Source organism: Fluviicoccus keumensis, from assembly GCF_004217445.1.
Taxonomy (GTDB): Bacteria; Pseudomonadota; Gammaproteobacteria; order Pseudomonadales; family Moraxellaceae; genus Fluviicoccus; species Fluviicoccus keumensis.
The window spans coordinates 324,261-343,205 of record NZ_SHKX01000012.1 but is presented as its reverse complement, the minus strand read 5'-3'; the positions used below and the strand labels follow the sequence as shown (position 1 = coordinate 343,205).

General features: G+C 60.0%; 19 protein-coding genes. 9 read left to right on the top strand and 10 right to left on the bottom strand.

Annotation, left to right across the window (positions count from 1 at the left end; all coding sequences use genetic code 11):
* Positions 1-4: 4 nt before the first annotated feature.
* Complete coding sequence (locus EV700_RS09730; protein ID WP_130413198.1) at positions 5-607, bottom strand: pseudouridine synthase; 603 nt, start codon at positions 605-607, stop codon at positions 5-7.
* Between the two features lie 157 nt (positions 608-764).
* Here EV700_RS09730 and icd point away from each other — a divergent pair, with 157 nt between their 5' ends.
* The 3 genes from icd (at position 765) to clpA (ending at position 4,891) form a co-directional block, all read left to right on the top strand.
* Positions 765-2,027 carry an NADP-dependent isocitrate dehydrogenase gene (icd, locus tag EV700_RS09725; protein ID WP_130413196.1) on the top strand — a complete coding sequence of 421 codons (1,263 nt, stop codon included), beginning with the start codon at positions 765-767 and terminating at the stop codon, positions 2,025-2,027.
* Between the two features lie 179 nt (positions 2,028-2,206).
* On the top strand, positions 2,207-2,575 hold the full coding sequence (gene clpS / locus EV700_RS09720) for an ATP-dependent Clp protease adapter ClpS (RefSeq protein ID WP_130413193.1): 369 nt from the start codon (positions 2,207-2,209) through the stop codon (positions 2,573-2,575).
* A gap of 24 nt (positions 2,576-2,599) precedes the next feature.
* Positions 2,600-4,891 carry an ATP-dependent Clp protease ATP-binding subunit ClpA gene (gene clpA, locus EV700_RS09715; protein ID WP_130413191.1) on the top strand — a complete coding sequence of 764 codons (2,292 nt, stop codon included), beginning with the start codon at positions 2,600-2,602 and terminating at the stop codon, positions 4,889-4,891.
* Positions 4,892-4,982: 91 nt separating this feature from the next.
* On the opposite strand, the gene infA is transcribed toward clpA, so the two are convergent.
* Together infA and EV700_RS09705 are read right to left on the bottom strand one after the other, a co-directional pair.
* Positions 4,983-5,204 carry a translation initiation factor IF-1 gene (gene infA, locus EV700_RS09710; protein WP_130413189.1) on the bottom strand — a complete coding sequence of 74 codons (222 nt, stop codon included), beginning with the start codon at positions 5,202-5,204 and terminating at the stop codon, positions 4,983-4,985.
* A gap of 122 nt (positions 5,205-5,326) precedes the next feature.
* Positions 5,327-6,469 (bottom strand): alpha/beta fold hydrolase, encoded by a 1,143-nt coding sequence (locus EV700_RS09705; protein WP_130413187.1) that lies wholly within the window; start codon positions 6,467-6,469, stop codon positions 5,327-5,329.
* A gap of 216 nt (positions 6,470-6,685) precedes the next feature.
* Between EV700_RS09705 and trhO the strand changes: the two genes are divergently transcribed.
* Positions 6,686-7,585 (top strand): oxygen-dependent tRNA uridine(34) hydroxylase TrhO, encoded by a 900-nt coding sequence (gene trhO, locus EV700_RS09700; RefSeq protein ID WP_130413185.1) that lies wholly within the window; start codon positions 6,686-6,688, stop codon positions 7,583-7,585.
* On the opposite strand, the gene EV700_RS09695 is transcribed toward trhO, so the two are convergent.
* From EV700_RS09695 to EV700_RS09675, 5 genes are all read right to left on the bottom strand, one after another.
* Positions 7,576-8,241: a glutathione S-transferase family protein gene (locus EV700_RS09695; protein WP_130413183.1), complete on the bottom strand. Its 666-nt coding sequence runs from the start codon at positions 8,239-8,241 to the stop codon at positions 7,576-7,578. The genes trhO and EV700_RS09695 overlap by 10 nt on opposite strands.
* A gap of 48 nt (positions 8,242-8,289) precedes the next feature.
* Positions 8,290-8,892: a DUF924 family protein gene (locus tag EV700_RS09690; RefSeq protein ID WP_130413181.1), complete on the bottom strand. Its 603-nt coding sequence runs from the start codon at positions 8,890-8,892 to the stop codon at positions 8,290-8,292.
* Between the two features lie 12 nt (positions 8,893-8,904).
* Complete coding sequence (locus EV700_RS09685; protein ID WP_130413179.1) at positions 8,905-9,396, bottom strand: SRPBCC family protein; 492 nt, start codon at positions 9,394-9,396, stop codon at positions 8,905-8,907.
* Between the two features lie 104 nt (positions 9,397-9,500).
* Positions 9,501-10,754: an alkane 1-monooxygenase gene (locus EV700_RS09680; protein ID WP_130413177.1), complete on the bottom strand. Its 1,254-nt coding sequence runs from the start codon at positions 10,752-10,754 to the stop codon at positions 9,501-9,503.
* 467 nt (positions 10,755-11,221) lie between these two features.
* Complete coding sequence (locus tag EV700_RS09675; RefSeq protein WP_130413175.1) at positions 11,222-12,265, bottom strand: RNA methyltransferase; 1,044 nt, start codon at positions 12,263-12,265, stop codon at positions 11,222-11,224.
* Between the two features lie 252 nt (positions 12,266-12,517).
* Here EV700_RS09675 and EV700_RS09670 point away from each other — a divergent pair, with 252 nt between their 5' ends.
* Together EV700_RS09670 and EV700_RS09665 are read left to right on the top strand one after the other, a co-directional pair.
* Positions 12,518-13,009, top strand: a complete 492-nt coding sequence (locus EV700_RS09670) for a hypothetical protein (protein ID WP_130413173.1) — start codon at positions 12,518-12,520, stop codon at positions 13,007-13,009.
* 190 nt (positions 13,010-13,199) lie between these two features.
* Positions 13,200-13,631: a hypothetical protein gene (locus EV700_RS09665; protein ID WP_130413171.1), complete on the top strand. Its 432-nt coding sequence runs from the start codon at positions 13,200-13,202 to the stop codon at positions 13,629-13,631.
* A 129-nt stretch (positions 13,632-13,760) separates the two neighbouring features.
* Here the strand turns inward: EV700_RS09665 and EV700_RS09660 are convergent, their stop codons facing one another.
* Positions 13,761-15,014: an alkane 1-monooxygenase gene (locus EV700_RS09660; RefSeq protein ID WP_130413169.1), complete on the bottom strand. Its 1,254-nt coding sequence runs from the start codon at positions 15,012-15,014 to the stop codon at positions 13,761-13,763.
* Positions 15,015-15,180: 166 nt separating this feature from the next.
* Between EV700_RS09660 and EV700_RS09655 the strand changes: the two genes are divergently transcribed.
* The 3 genes from EV700_RS09655 (at position 15,181) to EV700_RS09645 (ending at position 17,593) form a co-directional block, all read left to right on the top strand.
* Entirely contained in the window at positions 15,181-16,098 is a 918-nt protein-coding gene (locus tag EV700_RS09655) for an AraC family transcriptional regulator (protein ID WP_130413167.1), read from the top strand.
* A gap of 91 nt (positions 16,099-16,189) precedes the next feature.
* Entirely contained in the window at positions 16,190-16,417 is a 228-nt protein-coding gene (locus EV700_RS09650) for a hypothetical protein (protein ID WP_130413165.1), read from the top strand.
* A 15-nt stretch (positions 16,418-16,432) separates the two neighbouring features.
* Positions 16,433-17,593, top strand: coding sequence for a hypothetical protein (locus EV700_RS09645; protein ID WP_130413163.1), 1,161 nt, complete (start codon positions 16,433-16,435; stop codon positions 17,591-17,593).
* A 42-nt stretch (positions 17,594-17,635) separates the two neighbouring features.
* Here EV700_RS09645 and EV700_RS09640 read toward each other — a convergent pair whose 3' ends face one another.
* Complete coding sequence (locus EV700_RS09640; RefSeq protein WP_130413161.1) at positions 17,636-18,940, bottom strand: DUF58 domain-containing protein; 1,305 nt, start codon at positions 18,938-18,940, stop codon at positions 17,636-17,638.
* Between the last annotated feature and the right edge of the window lie 5 nt (positions 18,941-18,945).

Genomic DNA, 18,945 nt, shown 5'->3' with positions numbered 1-18,945 from the left:
AACCTCACCGGCCGGAATAACGTCTTCCGGCCGGTCTGCCACGCAGAGTTGCCGACGACGGGGCAGCAGGGACATCAACGCTTCGCCACTCGCCCGGCTGCAGATCAGCCAGCGCCCAGTCACCGATCCTGACCCGCACCAGCCGCAAGGTCGGAAAACCCACCGCCGCGGTCATCCGGCGCACCTGCCGGTTCCGTCCCTCGCTGATGACCAGTTCGACCCAGCTGGTGGGAATTGCCGCCCGATACCGGACCGGCGGATTGCGCGGCCACAGCAACGGTTCCGTCAGCTTGCAAGCCGCGGCGGGACGGGTAGGGCCGTCATTCAGCATCACACCCGCCCGCAAGCGCGCCAGCGCCTCCTCAGTGATATCGCCGTCAACCTGCGCCCAATAGGTTTTGGGCAGCTTGAATTTGGGATCAGTAATGCGCGCATTCAGTGCGCCGTCCGCTGTCAACAGCAACAAGCCTTCTGAATCCATGTCCAGCCGCCCGCAAGGATGGATATCCGGGTCCGTAAAGAAATCGGCCAGCGTCGAACGCTCATCCGTCTTGCGGAACTGGGTGAGCACACCGTAGGGTTTATTGAACAGTACGAGTTCCGACATCAAAGATCATCACCTGTGTTTATGGGCACATTTCCCGAATAAATCCTTCCGGCCGTCAATTTTGCCCGACAAGGCATTAACATAGGCAGCAATCTGCGGCGCCACATCCCACGCGCCGGATTGCTCATATCAACACATACAAGGGAGTACCTGCACAATGGGTTACCAGAAGATTAAGGTCCCGGCGGATGGCGACAAAATCACCGTAAACGCCGACCTGTCCCTGAACGTCCCCAACTTTCCGATTATTCCATTTATTGAAGGCGACGGCATCGGCTTCGACATCACCCCGGTGATGATCAAGGTGGTGAACGCGGCGGTCAGCAAGAGCTACGGCAGCAAGCGCGCCATTTCGTGGATGGAAATCTATTGCGGCGAGAAAGCCACCAAGGTTTACGGCAACGACACCTGGATGCCGGAAGAGACTTTTGAGGCGCTGCGCGAATACGTTGTGAGCATCAAGGGTCCGCTGACCACGCCGGTTGGCGGCGGCATCCGTTCCCTGAACGTGGCCCTGCGCCAGGAACTGGATCTGTATGTCTGCCAGCGCCCGGTGCGCTGGTTCAAGGGCGTGCCCAGCCCGGTGCACCACCCCGAACTGACCGACATGGTCATCTTCCGCGAAAATTCCGAAGACATCTATGCCGGCATCGAGTGGAAAGCCGACAGCCCTGAAGCCATCAAGGTCATCAAGTTCCTGCGCGAGGAAATGGGCGTCAAGAAAATCCGTTTCCCCGAAGGTTGCGGCATCGGTATCAAGCCGGTTTCCCGCGAGGGCACCAAGCGGCTGGTGCGCAAGGCCATCCAGTTCGCCATCGACAATGACAAGCCCTCCGTGACCCTGGTCCACAAGGGCAACATCATGAAGTACACCGAAGGCGCCTTCAAGGAATGGGGCTACGAGTTGGCCGTGGAACGCTTCGGCGGCGAACTGATTGACGGCGGCCCGTGGGTCAAGATCAAGAATCCGAAGAACGGCAAGGACATCATCATCAAGGATGTGATTGCCGACGCCTTCCTGCAACAGATCCTGATGCGCCCGGCCGAGTACTCGGTGGTGGCGACCCTCAACCTGAACGGCGACTACATTTCCGATGCCCTGGCGGCGGAAGTGGGCGGCATCGGCATTGCGCCGGGCGCCAACATCGGCGGCTCCATCGCCATGTTTGAAGCCACGCACGGCACTGCACCGAAGTATGCCGGTCAGGACAAGGTCAATCCCGGCTCCATCATCCTGTCCGCTGAAATGATGCTGCGGCACATGGGCTGGACCGAAGCCGCCGACCTGATCATCAACGGCATGCAGGGCGCCATCAGCGCCAAGACCGTGACCTATGACTTCGAGCGCCTGATGCCCGACGCCACGCTGCTGCGTTGCTCGGAATTCGGCGATGCAATCATCCGTCACATGGAAGACTGATGTTGCCGCTGGCGGAATCCGCGTAAGATCGGCCCCTTCGGGGGCCTTTTTATTGGCGGGGATTTTCGACTGAATGTTTTATTACCGCATTTCCGCCTGAAGTCTTAAAATAACCGCTCATCCGTTCACCCTTGTCAAAGACGGCTACCAAACCCATACCTTTTTGTAGGCGCGTTGTTATGGGAAATCACTTTCCTTTTGACCTAATATCCAATCAGATGCCCGATGATGAGGCGCATGATTCCGGCGAAGGCGGCCTGGCGGTACAGCAGGCCAAACCGGCGCTCAAGATGCCACCGCTTTTCCAGGTGGTGTTGCTGAATGATGACTACACCCCGATGGATTTTGTGGTAGAAGTTCTGGAAGGGTTCTTCGGGCTGGATCGCGAACAAGCCACGCGCGTCATGCTGGCGGTTCACTACGAAGGCAAGGGGGTGGCCGGTGTCTACCCCCGCGATATTGCTGAAACCAAGGCTCAACAAGTGGTTAACCATGCCCGCGAACACGAGCATCCGCTCATGTGCCGGGTAGAACAGAAGTCCGGCTGACCGGACACACAGACAGGTGGTGAAATGCTCAGTCGCGATCTAGAAGTCTCGCTTAATCTGGCCTTCCGGGATGCCCGTTCGAAGCGCCATGAATTCATGACCGTGGAACACCTGCTGCTCGCCCTGCTCGACAACGACTCGGCGGTGAAGGTGCTCAAGGCTTGCGGCGTTGAAGTATCAGGCCTGCGTCGTGATCTGACCCAGTTTGTTGATGAAACCACCCCGAAACTCGGCGCCCGCGAGGCCGACCGCGAAACCCAGCCGACATTGGGCTTCCAGCGCGTGCTGCAACGCGCCGTGTTCCACGTGCAGTCTTCCGGCAAGAAGGAAGTGACCGGCGCCAACGTGCTGGTCGCCATTTTCTCGGAGCAGGAATCCCAAGCGGTTTACTTCCTGAAGAAACAGAATGTCAGCCGCCTGGACGTGGTCAATTTCATTTCCCACGGCATCACCAAGCAAAACGAAGAGAACAACAGCGACAGCGACGCCGGCAGCAATGACAGTCAATCCATGGATGAGGAAGGCGGCGACGCCATGCCGAAAAGCGCGCTGGGCGCGTACGCATCCAACCTGAACGACCTGGCGCGCGACGGCAAGATCGACCCGCTGGTGGGCCGTGACGCCGAAGTGGAACGCGCCGCGCAAATCCTCTGCCGTCGTCGCAAGAACAACCCGCTGCTGGTGGGTGAGCCCGGCGTCGGCAAGACCGCGATCGCCGAGGGCCTGGCCTGGCTGATTGTCAGCGGCAAGGCTCCGGAGGCGCTGCAAAAGGCCGTGGTCTACAGCCTGGACATGGGCGCGCTGCTGGCGGGCACCAAGTACCGCGGCGACTTCGAGAAGCGCTTCAAAGCGCTGTTGAACGAACTGAAGAAGCAGGAAGACGCCATCCTGTTCATTGACGAGATCCACACCATCATCGGCGCGGGCGCGGCCAGCGGCGGGGTGATGGATGCGTCGAACCTGATCAAGCCGGTGCTGGTGAACGGCAGCATGCGTTGCATGGGCTCCACCACCTATCAGGAATACCGGGGCATCTTCGAAAAGGACCGCGCGCTGTCGCGCCGCTTCCAGAAGATCGACATTCCCGAACCGACCGTGGGCGAGACTTACCAGATCCTCAAGGGCCTGAAGTCGCGCTTCGAGGAACACCACGGCGTGCGCTACACCGACAAGGCGCTGGAAGTAGCCGCCGAACTGGCTGACCGCTACATCAACGAGCGCTTCCTGCCGGATAAGGCGATTGACGTGATTGACGAGGCGGGCGCCTTCCAGCGTCTGTTGGCCCCCAGCAAGCGCAAGAAGACCATCGGCGTCGGCGAAATCGAGGACGTGGTGGCGCGCATTGCGCGCATCCCGCCGAAATCGGTGTCCGCCAACGACAAGGAATCGCTGCGTAATCTGGAACGTGACCTGAAGATGACCGTCTTCGGTCAGGATCAGGCCATCGATGCCCTGACCTCGGCGATCAAGCTGTCGCGCGCCGGTCTGAAGGCCCCGGAGAAGCCGGTCGGCTGCTTCCTGTTCGCCGGTCCCACTGGCGTCGGCAAGACCGAAGTCACCAAGCAGCTGGCCAAGATCATGGGCATCGAGCTGGTGCGCTTCGACATGTCGGAATACATGGAGCGTCATACCGTCTCGCGGCTGATCGGCGCACCTCCCGGCTATGTCGGCTTTGACCAAGGCGGCCTGCTGACCGAAGCCATCACCAAGCATCCGCACTGCGTGCTGCTGCTGGATGAAATCGAGAAGGCGCACCCGGAAGTTTTCAACCTGCTGCTGCAGGTGATGGACCACGGCACGCTGACCGACAACAACGGCCGCAAGTCCGACTTCCGCCACGTTATCCTGGTGCTGACCACCAACGCCGGGGCGGAAAGCCTGACCCGCGCCAGCATCGGCTTCACCCAGCAGGATCACACCACCGACGCGATGGAAGTGATGAAGAAGATGTTCTCGCCGGAATTCCGCAACCGGCTGGACGCCATCATCCAGTTCCATGCGCTGGATCCAATCGTGATTGCCGGGGTGGTCGACAAGTTCCTGACCGAATTGCAGGCGCAGCTGGATGACAAGCACGTGGTGCTGGACGTTGATGAAAGCGCGCGCCTGTGGCTGGCGGAACACGGCTACGACAAGCTGATGGGCGCAAGGCCGATGGCGCGGGTGATTCAGGAAAACCTGAAGAAGCCGCTGGCCGAGATCATCCTGTTTGGCGAACTGGCCGGACACGGCGGGCAGGTGCATGTCACCGTCGAAAACGGCAAGATTTCCCTGCATGTGGAAACGGCGGAACGCAAGACCGCCACGCCCGCCTGATTGCACCAAGCCCTCCACCGGAGGGCTTCAGGAGGAAATCGCAGCAACACAAAAAGCCACGCATGCGTGGCTTTTTGCTGGAACTGACTGATTAGCGGACGCGGTAAGTGATGCGGCCTTTGCTCAGGTCATAGGGGGTCATTTCGACCTTGACCTGGTCACCGGTGAGAATGCGGATGTAGTGCTTGCGCATTTTGCCGGAGATGTGGGCGGTAACAATGTGACCGTTTTCCAGTTGTACGCGGAACATCGTGTTGGGCAGGGTGTCAATCACCGTGCCGTCCATCTCGATCTGCTCTTCTTTGTTTGACATAGCAACCCTGAAGCGATTTAGAAACATGCACATGCGTGCTAGTGGGCCAATATTCTGCCTGATTTCCACTCCGATAGCAAAGAAAATGTCCGACAATAACGCTATTGACAGACATTCCCGCCTTAGTCAGAGCGCGTTCCCAGCCAGTCAGCGATCACTTTCCAGATGTTTTCCGGGGCCTTGCTGCTGTGCACCAGGCCCAGATGGCCGCCGGGAACAACGCGGAATTCCTTGTCGGTGGAGGACACGTAATCCAGCAGGGTTTCGACAGCGGCGGGGGTCACCATGTTGTCGGTCTGCCCGGCGAAGACCAGCAGTGACGCGTTGATGTCCGACAGGCGCATTTCCTTGTCGCCGATGGTCATGTAGCCCTTGGCCAGTTCGTTGTCGATCCAGATGCGCACCGACATGTCCTGCACGATGCCGCCGGGATAGGCGACCATGCCATCAAGGAAGGCGGCGGTGGTGGCGTGGTTGACCACGAACTCGCGGTCGGCCAGCTTGCCCAGCAGCTCCCAGTAACCGCGCAGGTTGCTGACCGGGTCCATCAGCTTGAAGCCGAGGGTGTTCATCCAGCCCGGCGTGTGCAGCCACTGCGGATTGAGGTTGTGGATGCGGAAACCGGTGTTCTCGCGCACCCATTCCGCCCTACGGTTCATGAACTGGTACATCTTGCCCAGCTTGCCGGAGGCATGGCTGTTGATGGGCGAACCCAGCACCATCAGGTTACGGATGTGCTTGTCCTGATTCAGCGCGGTGTAGCACAGCACGCAGATGCCACCCATGCTCCAGCCGTGCAGCGACAGGTCCTGCGAGCCGCTGTGCTCGCGCACCCGCGCGAGGAACTCGGGCATCAGCTCGCCGCAATAGGTGGCCAGGTTGTAGTGCGCGTGACGGCGACGCGGCACGCCCCAGTCGATCAGGTAAATGTCATAACCGCGCGCCTGCAGGTAGCGGATCATGCTGCGCTCGGGGAACAGGTCGTAGATGAACATGTTCACCGCCAGCGGCGGCACGATCACCAGCGGCACCGCATGACGCTCTTTTTCCACCGTCACCTTGACACCATCGAGCAGGATGCAGTCTTCCGTGAGCGGATGGTAATGGCGCAGGCGCACCAGACCGTTGTCGTGGATGACTTCGTACGGGCTGCGGCCGGCCAGCACCATTTCCTGCGGGCGCAGCAGACGGTCGGACAGGTTGCGGACAGCGCGTTGGGCTTTCTTGCGGGATGGCTTCTTGCGGGTAGCAGCGGTGTGGCTCATGCGGGATCTTCCGGCTGGTTGAACGCCGCGAATGATAGGACACTATGCATGACCTGTCAGTGGCGCAAAACCGTTTGACCGGGTGAAAAAAGTCAATTCCGGCCGCATTTCGTCGAAAGAACAGCGGTTTCCGGAATAAGCGGGGCTTCTGCTATCATGCGCGCCTTCGCGGCCCACGCCCGCGCCGTCCCTGATTATCGCCTGTCGGATACCGCCATGAGTCAAGTCGTCATTGCCGCGCTGTACCAGTTCCGCGCCGTGGAAAACCCGGCCGTCTTGCAGGAAGAACTGCGCGCCTTCTGCCGCGAACAGGGCATCCTGGGCACGCTGATCGTGGCGGGCGAGGGCATCAACGGCACCGTTTCCGGCAGTCGCGAAGGCATCAGCCGCCTGCATGAATTGCTGCTGGCGAAAGGCTTCACGCGCATGGAGTACAAGGAGTCCTTTGCCGACGAGCATCCCTTCCGCAAGCTGAAGATCAAGCTGAAGCAGGAAATCGTGACGCTGGGCGTGCCGGTGAACCCGCGCGAGCATGTCGGCACCTACCTGAGCCCGCAGGAATGGCACGACCTGATCCAGCAGCCGGACGTGCTGGTGATCGACACCCGCAACGACTATGAAGTGATGACCGGCACCTTCAAGGGCGCGATTGACCCCAAGACCCGCACCTTCGGCGAGTTTCCGGAATATGTGGCCAAGGAGCTGGCGGACGCCAAGGACAAGAAGATCGCCATGTTCTGCACCGGCGGCATCCGCTGCGAGAAATCGACCAGCTACCTGTTGCAGGAAGGCTTTCGGGAGGTGTACCACCTCAAGGGCGGTATCCTGAACTACCTGAAGGAAATCCCGGACGAGCAGAGCCTGTGGGAAGGGGAATGCTTTGTGTTTGATGGCCGGGTGGGCGTGGAGCACGGCGTCAACCCCGGCCACACCCGCATGTGTTTCGGTTGCGGACACCCGCTGCTGGAAGAGGACCTGCACAGCCCGCATTTTGAAGATGGCGTGGCCTGCGCCTGGTGCCACGACAAGACCACGGACGAACAGAAGGCGCGTTTCCGCATGCGCCAGCGCCAGCATGAACTGGCGCGGCAGCGCGGCGACAAGCCTCAGGCGTAATCGTAAGGACCGCCAGCCTTCAGCGCCCGCTGATAGGCCGGACGCGCCTGCACCTTCTTTACCCAAGCCGTAATGGCCGGGTAATTTCCCGTAGCGCGACCCGCCACCGCCGCCTCCAGCGGAAAGCTCATCTGGAAATCCGCGCCGGTCAGCTGCGACCCGGCAAACCACTCCCGCCCGCGCAGATACCCCTCAATAAAGCTCATGTTGTTGCTGATGTTCGGCCCGACAAAGGACGTCATCACCTTGTCGGCAATGCCCTTGGTCACCGGCTTCAGGAAGAACGGCACCGGCGCGCTGCGCACCTTGTCGAAGACCAGCTTCATCACGAACGGCGGCATCAGCGACCCTTCGGCGAAATGCATCCAGTAGGTGTAATCGCGGTGCTCCGGCGTACCGGGCGCGGGCAGCATTGTGTCCCTGGCATAGGTGTAGGCCAGATATTCGATGATGGCCCCGGACTCGGCGACGGTGATATCGCCATCGGTGATGACCGGCGACTTGCCCAGCGGATGCACCTTCTTCAGCTCCGGCGGCGCCAGCATGGTTTTTTTGTCGCGTTGGTAGTGCTTGATTTCGTAGGGGATGCCCAGTTCTTCCAGCATCCAGAGAATGCGTTGCGAACGGGAGTTGTTCAGGTGATGGACGATAATCATGAGGAAGCTGCCAAGGGATTGACGGTAAAAGGATGAAGCCGGCCCGGCCTAGAACGACGAGCCGGGCTCTTGCAGGAAAGCGGTTTCCTCGGGCGTGGATTCGCGGCCGAGAATGCGGTTGCGGTGCGGGAAACGCCCGAATCGCTCGATGATGTCCTGATGCCGGGTGGCGTAGGTCAGGAAGAAGGCAAAGGTTTTCATGGCCTCGGCGGGAACGGAGGAAGCCAGCTCGCGGAACAGCGCCACACTGCGCGTCTGGTCGTCGCGATCCTCGGAATGCTCCAGCGGCAGGTAGAAGAACACCCGCTCGATCGGTTTCAGCAGGCGGTCCTGCCGGGACGCCAGGCCGTCCTTGCACCACTGGCGGGCCAGCGTGTCGAATACGAAGGACTGCGGCGTGTCGCGCCAGATATTACGGCTGAACTGGTCGACCAGGATGATCAGCGCCAGGCGGCCGCGCGCATCCTGATGCCAGTCGGTCAGGTCACCATCGGCGGCGGCATAGACCAGCGACTCGAAACGATCGCGGATTTCCGCATCCAGCGCCGGGTCCTTCGACCACCACAACCCGGCCTGACGGTTGGCAACCACGGTATCGTCGCCCTGCGGGCCAAACCAGAAATCGAGTATTCCTTCGTATGAAGCGGTCATGACGGCAATCCTTTAAGCTTTGGAACACGGCGAGGCGGGGTGGAAGAGGACCGGCTGCCCGGAACGACGGGATTCACACCAGGTTTTCAGGGCCAGCAGCCGCTTGTCGGTCTGTTTCTGCAACCACCAGCCCGCCAGATATTCGGTCAGCCAAGGAAGCATCCACTTCTTAAGGGTGAGCACATACTTGAAGCGGGCGAAAGTGATGCCGTTGCGGTCCTCGAACAGCCAGCTGCCGGCAAAGCGGTCGATGAAGAAAGGGCCGCTGACCATCTTCACCGACGTGGACTGGGTGGAAACCTGAATGTATTCGAGCACCAGATTGAAACCGGAACGATCGCGCACCCGCAGTTGCTGGCCAACGCGGATACCGTCCTGCGGAACCGCCAGACTCATGGACGGCGCGGCGGCGTCCCAGCGGGCATACTCGTCCAGCGCCTGGGCCACCTGATAAACCTCGTCGCGCGGGGCATGAATGAACTGTTTGCTTTCCACCACAGCCATGATGTTGCCTGTCAAAACCGATAATCATCCTCAATACCATACCGGCCCCCGGAAAGCAAAAACCCCGCCGGGAAGGGCGGGGTTTCCGTGCAATGCAGGGCGGATCAGGCGGCGGCCTTTTCACCCTGGGTGATGGCCAGCGTTTCCGCCGTTTCGGCCTCCACAGCCTTGGGGCCATACTTCGCAATCAATTCTTCACGACGCTCCGGGTCGAAGTTGATGCGGCTCATGTCACCCTTGTAGTGTTCCACCACCTTCGGGTCCATCAGTGCGAACCACCAGGACGGGAAGTAGGCGGGCAGCAGCATGGACGCATAACCACCCGGCAATTGCGGTGTGCCTTCAAAGTGGCGCAGCGACTGGAAGCTGCGGGTCGGGTAGGCGTGGTGGTCGCTGTGACGCTGCAGTTGGTACAGCACCAGGTTGGTGATGACGTAGTTGCTGTTCCAGCTGTGTTCCGGCTGGGTGCGCTCGTACTTGCCGTTGGCGTCCTTCTGGCGCAGCAGGCCGTAGTGCTCGATGTAGTTCACCACTTCCAGCAGGCTGGCGCCGTAAGCGCCCTGGGCGACCAGGAAGGGAACCGCGCGCGGACCGCTGATGACCACGTTGGCGGCCACGAAACCGGCGGTGATCGCCCAGCCTTGCAGCAGTTCGTTCTCCAGGCTCCAGAAGCTCTTGCCCTTGCGTTCCAGACGCGCCTTCTCGATTTCCACGGCCGACTTGAAGCCGCCGATGACGGTGCGCGGCAGGAACTTCCAGAAGCTTTCGCCCATGCGGCTGGACGCCGGATCTTCCGGGGTGGAGACGCGCTTGTGGTGACCGAAGTTATGTTCCACGGCGAAGTGGGTATAGAAGGTCGGGGCCAGGGCGAGCATGGCGCCGATGCGGTTGTGGCGCTCGTGCTTGTGGCCGAGTTCGTGGCCGGTGACGATGGCGATGCCGTTCAGCGCGCCCACCGACATGGTGAGGCCGATGCGATCCATCATCGGGACGTTCTTGCGGGTGGCGAGGTAGCAGCCCAGCGCGGTCATGATGTACTGCGACGGAATGAAGGCCTTGGTGATCAGGTTGTAATACTTGTCTTTTTCCATTTCCCGGATGGCTTCATCGGGCGGGTTGCTGGCGTCTTCACCGATCCAGCGGTCCAGGGCGGGAATGACGCCGTGCACCAGCGCCGGGCCGGTCCAGGCAAGGGCGCGCAGTTTCTTGGGGGCGACGGCATAGGCGGCCAGGGCGGCGATGCCGACCACGGGCAGGGCGGGACTGAGCAGCCATTTGTAGCGCTTGGGGTCTTTCCACTTGGATGTGCCTTTCTGGCTGGCCTGTTGCAGGAGGTCGTCAGGGGTTTTGGCGTTCATTGTCTGGCACCTGTTCATTTGTATTTACCGTATGGCCATATTGCTACTGGGGTGGGCGGGTGAACAGTTGCAGGAATCCGGGAAAATGTGTCAGGAATCCGACATTGGGCAATGTCACGGTTTAAGGTGAATCACTTTCGATCAATGTGGTTTTTTTGGGTGGGAATTGAGCGTTTTGGGGGTGAGGGGTGTTTGGTTTGAGGGGGTCGCCTGCGGCGGGCCCTACTTTTTTCTTGGAAAAAGTAGGCAAAACCGTGTCCTTCGCCAATAACTCGCATTCCTTCCGTTCGCTGTTGATCCGCCTCCACTCCTTCACTTCGTTTCCTTGCATGTGGCTCGGACAATTGGCTGCGGACGGCGAGGGTGGTCGTGAATAAGGGTTGGGGGTGATAGGGAAAGTTGGGTTTGGTTTGATTTGGTTGGGCTAGGTGGGGGTGGTCGTTGGGCTTGTGGCGAGGCCACTGCGGCTATTCGCTTTGGGTGAGGGGGATGCGGGGTTTGCGGGGGGTGTCGATGGCGCGGGCGCGGAGTTGGCCGCAGCCGCCGTCTACATCCTGTCCGGCGCTGTTGCGGACTTTGGTGAGGATGCCGCGGCTGTTGAGGTGGCGGACGATTTCGACGATGCGTTCGCCGCTGGGGCGTTGGTAGTGGTCGCCTTCGAGGCTGTTGAAGGGGATGAGGTTGATGACGGCGTATTTGCCCCGGTAAAGGTCGGCGAGGGCTTCAAGTTCTTCCTGGCCGTCGTTGATGTCCTTGAGCAGGGTCCATTGCACCTGGATGGGGTAGCCGACGCGGCGGGCGTAGTCTTCGCTGAGTTCGGCGAGGTCGCGGGGGCTGATTTTCGGGGCCTTGGGCAGCAGGTGTTCGCGCAGGTCGGCTTTGGTGGTGTGCAGCGACAGGGCGAGGGCGGGTTTGACGCGCAGGGTGGGCAGGCGTTCGAAGACGCGCAGGTCGCCGACGGTGGAGAAGACCAGGTTCTTGTGGCCGATGCCGCCGTAGGTGCCCAGCAAGTCGATGGCTTCGAGGACGTTGTCGAGGTTGTGCGCGGGTTCGCCCATGCCCATGAACACCACTTTTTTGACCGGGCGCAGGCGGCGGGCCTGTACGACCTGGGCGACGATTTCGAGGCTGCTGACCTGGCGCAACAGTCCGCTTTTGCCGGTCATGCAGAAGCGGCAGGCGACGGCGCATCCCACCTGGCTGGAAACGCAGACGCCGTCTCGCGGCAGCAGTACGCTTTCAATCATCTGGCCGTCGGGCAGGTCGACCAACAGCCGGGCGGAGCCGTCGGCGCCGGGGTGTTGCGAGCGGATGCGGGCAAGGTTGTCGAGGTCGGCGGTGAGTTGCGGCAGGGCGTTGCGGACGCTGAGCGGCAGGAAATGCTGGGCCTCGCGGCGGCTGGTGCCGGTGCTGAGCGGTTTGCCCTGTATCCATGAGCGGATGATCCGTTCGCGGTGGACGGGCAGGGCGCCGAGGTCGGCGAGGCGCTGATGGAGGTGGGTTAGTTGCATGGGGGCGGATGGTAGCATTGGGGGTGGGGGAAGGGGAATTGGTCGCTTGGTAGCTGCGAATGGTGCAATGGCTTGTAACAACCTGGGCCGGGGCGGAATCGAGGAACCGATTGTCGGAACTTCCGTTTACTGATAGCTTAAAGTCAATTTAAATCAGTGGCTTGCCACAGTACGGCCAAAATTAGACGCCGTTTATGGAAAAATCAAGGACCGGATTTGGTTTAGATATCAAATTTCACATGGAGATCAATAATGCAACGGGTACCTATGGGTCGAAGCTGCCTCAATCCTCGGCTTGCAAATAACTTTCTAGATACATGTGCATTTGATCCAAAATATTCGCCGGAGCATGAGGCGGCCCAGAAAATACGAATACTCGGCAATACAAGAGAAGTGGTTCTGGCACTTGCGCATTCTAATCAACGTGAAATTGATCATCCGAATACTCCTGTTGATGTTAAAACTGCTGCCAAAAATATGATCTTCACAAACCCGACAGGTCTTACTCAAGCAGAACAAACACGCAAAGAACTAGCTCAAGCCATTCTAACAGGCAATGGTCACGCTCAAAAATATGCTGCTGATGCTGCTCATGTTTTTGAAGCAGGAAAATACGGTGGGTACTTCATAACAACCGACGAACGTATTCTAAATAAAAGGGTTGAGTTGAAAATTGCCACAAATGCAAACATTTTGCGACCAAGCGAGTGGCTCAAGCTATTTCACGATAATGCAAGTGTCTAATTTTCGCTCCAGTGGGATAACACAACAGCCACTTATGGAGCATTTATTGATGGACCTGGGGGCAATTTCAGGTGTATTTTTTTGTTGGGTGTTAGTGCTTTACGCAATTTTTACTAATTCTGATTATAGAGCACTAGCCGAACATGAAAAGTGCTAAACGACTCGAATCTGGGCGATAAGGAGATTAAACATGAATTTCGGCTTGAAGTCCATTGCACTAATGGTTTCCTTGTTCTCGACCACAATAGTTTTTGCAGATAAGACTATCGAATGTGAGCGTTACAAAGTATTAAATAATAAAAAGACAGAGGGCCGTGTATTTAGATTAAATCTTGCAGCAGAGCAGCCAACTTTGCGTTATATGAAAGTATCTGGCTCTGATTGGTTTCTGCCGTCAGAATCTTTGCTTCAAATACTTTGGAAATCCCCTGACGAACTAAGGGTTGTGGCTGAATGGAAAGCGCAGGACTATGGCGTCAATAAGGAGCGTTGGAGTCCAATATATATCTTGGATATCGACTTCGGAAAGCCAGATTTTCGCGATGCAAGCTACGGTGGACTTGCTGATTTTTCTGAAATCATTTCATCGCCTTGGAAACAGGAATGTAAACGAACTGATTGAAAAAATGCTAACGAGACCATAATTGGGTAAGCCCCCAATTTACCATAACTAAAAAGATCCCATAAAAAAACCGCCCCGACTAGAACGCCGGGACGGCACAAACCAAAACCCAATTATCCTTAAGAAGGCTTACGCCGCCTCCTTCTCCCCAACCTCCGCCGTCACCTCCGGCACTTCCTCCAACTCAATCGCCGGACGCCCGTACTTCGCCAGAATCTCCTCCCGACGCTCCGGATCAATATTCGCCTTCGTAATATCCCCATCGTAGTGCGCCAACACCCGCTTATCCATAATCTTGTACCACAGCGACGGAATGTAGGCCGGCAACAACATGCTGGCATAACCCGCCGGCAACTGCGGCGCATCCTCAAAATGCCGCAACGCCTGGAAACTGCGGCTGGGATGCGCATGGTGATCACTGTGACGCTGCAACTGATACAGGAACAGATTGGTCACCACATTATTATTGTTCCAGCTATGCTGCGGCGACACCCGCACATACTTGCCGTTCGCCAGCTTCTCGCGCTTCAGGCCATAGTGCTCCACATAATTGATCACCTCCAGCAGACTGGCGCCATAAGCCCCCTGAGCCACCAGGAACGGAATGGCGCGCGGCCCGAACAACGCGGTGGACGCACCCAGCAGACCGGCGCTCATCGCCCAGCCCTGCAGCAGCTCGTTGTCCAGCGACCAGAAACCCTTGCCCTTGCGCGCCAGACGCTCCTTCTCGATCTGCACCGCCGACTTGTAACCGCCAATCACCGTGCGCGGCAGGAACTTCCAGAAGCTTTCGCCCAGACGGCTGGACGCCGGATCTTCCGGGGTGGCGGCGCGCTTGTGGTGACCGAAATTGTGCTCCACGGCAAAGTGGGTGTAGCCGGTGGGGGCGAGGGCGGCCATCGCCAGCAGGCGGCTGGTGCGGTCGTGCTTGTGGCCCAGTTCGTGGGCGGTGTTGATGGCGATGCCGTTGATGACGCCGACGGTGGCGGCGATGCCCAGACGGTCGGCCAGCGGCACGTTCTTGCGGGTGGCCAGCCAGGTGCCCAGCAGCGTGCAGGCATACTGGGTGGGCAGGAAGGACAGCACCACGCGGTGGTAATACTTGTCGTTTTCCAGATCCTTGACGGCGGATTCCGGGGGATTGGTCTTGTCCGCGCCCACCAGACGGTCAATGGCGGGAATGATGGCGTGAATCAGCGCCGGGCCGGTCCAGGCCAGGGCACGCAGCTTCTTCGGGGCAATGGCGTAGGCGGCCAGGGCGGCTGTGCCAATGACCGGAACCGCCGGGCTGAGCATCCAGAGATAACGTTTGCCGTCACGCCATTGCTTAGCGGTGGCATTGCTGGCAGCATTCAGAAGATCATCCGGTGTCTTGGCATTCATGGCGGGTACCTGTGATTTAGCTTGTAGGACAATCTTGCAGGCAATCCGCCGCCCTGAACAGTGGCCGGAATCCATAAAACTATCGCGGAAATCCGACATTGACCAATGTCACATTGGCTTATAAATTTCAGGGTTTTCCGACCAATAAGAGAAAAACAGCCGTCCCATGGATGCCCTGAGCCACATTCTTGACGATATCCACCTGCGCGGCGCGGAATACCTCTACGTCAACGGGCAGGGGGCGTGGAACTTTGCGCTGCAAGGCAGCCCGGCTTTTCATATCGTGCTGAACGGGCCGGTGAAGCTGCTGTTGCCGGGTCATGACGAGCATCTGCTGGAAACCGGCGATATCGCCTTCATCCCGGCGGGCAAGGAACACCATATCCGCCATCCTGACGCGGCGGAGCTGTCCGATTACTGGCTGATGAACGATTTCAACGGTCATTGCAACGAGCCGCTGGCGGTGGGCAACGGTCAGCCGCGCAACCTGATCCTGTCGGTGCGCTGCCTGCTGGACTCGGACATGGGTCGGCCGCTGCTGTCGTCGCTGCCGCCGTGCATGGTGATCCGGCAGGGGCTGGAGGGCAGCGGGCCGGAGTGGCTGAAGATCGGCCTGAACTTCCTGGCGCTGGAGGCGGAGCTGTACCGGCCCGGCCGCGATACGCTGATCAACCGCCTGATCGGCATGTTCCTGATTGAATGCGTGCGCGATTATGTGGAGCAGTTGCCGGAGGAAGCCAACAACTGGCTGAGCGCGATGCGCGATCCTTATCTGTCGCCCGCACTGAGCGCCATCCACGCGCAACCGGCGCATCCGTGGACGGTGGCCGATCTGGCCGGGCTGGCTTGCCTGTCGCGCTCGGCCTTCCACGAGCGCTTTAACGACATTATCGGCATGCCGCCGCTGGCCTACCTGACCGAACACCGGCTGCGGCTGGCCGCTTGGCATCTGGCGCAGCAGGACATCGGCATCAACCGCATCAGCGAGCGGGTGGGCTACAGTTCCGAGACGGCCTTCAGTCAAGCCTTCCGCCGCCAGTACGGCATTTCCCCCAGCCAGTACCGCAAGCAGAAAATGGCTTGATCGACGGGCGATTGGGCCGCTAAAGCCATTGTTTTTCGTGGGGATTGCCCCCATTATCCGCGTCATCCCCCTCCAGACTGGAAACTCTCCGATGAGCTACGACATCGCGCTGCAGCGACTGGCCGCAACACTCAAAACCACCACTGCCGAACTGGCCGGGCTGGAAAGCCTGACCCCCGAGCAGGTGGACCAGCTGAACACCATCATGGTGAACGCCCTGCACCAGCAACACGAAGCCATGAAGGAAGCCATTGATCGCGGACTCGATCACGTGCCGTCGCTGCTGCGCGGCGCCGTCAAGAAAATTGTGCGCGGTTAAGCGGAGAAAGACCCCATGAGCAAACTCGATACCCGCGCCGAACTGATCAAGCTGTCGCGCATGACGCAAGTGACCGAGGCCGATCTGGCCTTTCTGGAAGATGTGCCGCTGCCCGCGCTGATCAAGGTGCGCGAGCTGGCCAGCGACCGCGTGTTCAGCGACGGCCGCAAGCTGTTCCAGAACCTGGCTTCGGCCAGCAAGCTGATGCCGAACGGGCTGACGGCGATGATTGCCGAGAAGGCTTTCGGGCCGATGCTGTGCGCGCGCGTGGCCGGGGAAATGCCCTGGCAGCGTGCGGTGGACCTGTCGCAGAAGATGAGCATTCCCTTCCTGGCGGAAGTGACGATGGCGATCGACCCGAAGCGGGTGCGCGAGATCATCCGCAACATGCCGGTGAACCACCTGAAGGCGGTGGCGAAGGAACTGGTGCGGCGCGGCGAATACCTGGTGCTGGGCGGCTTCGTCAACTTCATGATGGAAGCGCAGATGCGCGCCATCATCGGCGAGATTTCCGAGAAGGACCTGCTGCACATCGGTTTCTTCATGGACGGCAAGCACCAGATCAGCGAGATCATCCGCATGCTGCCGGAAAACCGCCTGCGCGTGCTGGTCGGTGAGATGCAGAACCACAAGGAGCTGTGGCCGGAGGCGCTGGCGCTGATGGTGCACATGGAAGACGAGCTGAAGCGGCAGATGGGCGACATCGCCGTGGAACAGAACCCCGGCATGCTGGACGACCTGACCGATACCGTGTTCAGCCTGGACCTGTGGAAGGACGCCTTGCCGTTGTTCGCCTGCATGTCGCCGGGCACGCAGTTCCACCTGATCAATGTGGCCGCCATGTCGCGCCGCGATGTGCTGGAAGCCGTGGCCGTGAATACCGATATCTACGGCTTGTGGGGCACGCTGCTGCCGCTGGTGGAATACATGTCGGTGTCGCAACGGCAGACGCTGGGGGAAATCGTGGCCGGCAAGGGCGAGTTCTTCCTGCAAACCGTGATTCGCGCCGCCGCCGCCCATGACATGTGGGCGCCGCTGCTGGATGTGGTCCGCTACCTGTCTGATAACGTCAAGGATGCCGCCACGGCAGTGCTGCAACGTGAACTGGCGGATGCTCCGGCTGTCGCCGAGAAGGTTCGGGCGCAGGCGGCGGAACGGGGACTGGCAATTCCTTGAGTGCGCGGGCGGCGTTGTGCGGGTTGAACCCGGCAACGCCGCTTACAGCCGTCCGCTCCGCTTGACTTCCAGATAGCGATTGACCAACCCGACCGCCAGACGGCGGGGTTCGGTATCCAGCACCAGCACCCCGGCATGGCGCAAACCGCTCAACTGCCGTTCCCGCAAGGCCAGATAATCTTCCGCCGCCGCCCGTGTAAAGGCATCGTCAACACTCGCGGGCGGCTGTTCGTGCAAGTCAGTGAAAACCTGTTCCCGCAACGTCGCCAGCAAAACCAGATGACGGCGGCCCAGCACCCGGCAGGCTTCCAGCAGATCGGGGCCATCTTCATCGCGCACATTGGTCAGGATGACGATCAGCGAACGCTTGCGCAGGCGCTTGCCCAGATCCTGCACCGCGCGCAGGAAGTCCGGGGTGCTGTCGGTCGGCTCCAGATCAAACACCCGGTTCATGATTTCCTTGACGACATGGCCGCCCTTGGCGGGCGCCAGATACCGGTCGGAACCGGCGAAGGTCATCAAACCGACGGCATCGCCCTGACGACTGACGGCGTGGGCCAGCAACAGCAAGGCGTTCAGGGTCTGATCGAAATGGGAGAGGCTGCCGTCCTGCGCGCGCATGCGGAAGCCGGTATCCAGCAACAGCAAGACCTGCTGGTCGCGTTCATCCTGATATTCGCGGGAAATGAGCTTGCGCAGGCGTGAGGTGGCTTTCCAGTCCACTTGCCGCAGCGAGTCGCCTTCCCGGTATTCCCGCAGCTGGTGGAACTCCAGCCCCTCGCCGCGCCGGGGACGCAGGCGGATACCCAGTTGCGACAGACGGTTGTCCGTGGCCAGCAGGGCATAGCGGGCGACTTCCGAGAAATTGGGATAGACGCGGAACGGGGAGCTGACGCTTATACGCCGGGTCTGCTGCAACAGGCCAAGACGGCCGGGCAAGCGCAACTCGACGATGTCCAGCGTACGTTCGCCGCGCACCAGGCTGCGGGCGCGGTATTGCACGCGCAGTTTCTGCCCCGGCCGCAGGTCAAGCGCGGCGGGCATGCCTTCGCCTTCCATGTCCGGTGTCAGATGGTCGAACACTTCCAGACGCACCGGCAGCTTGCCGGTGCAGGCCACCGTCAACTCAACCGGCTGCCAGACAGACAAGGGCCAGGCGGCCGGGATCGTCCGCTTCAGGCGGGGGCTGGGCGTCGCCAGCAGCGCCAGCGCTTCCAGCAACGTCATGACGCCCAGCACCACCGGCGCCAGCAGCCATAACGTCAGCCAGGCCTTGTCGAAGATGACGGGAACGCCCAGGACGCCCCATCCGGCCAATAGCCCCAGCAAACGACGGGTCGGTTGCATGCGTC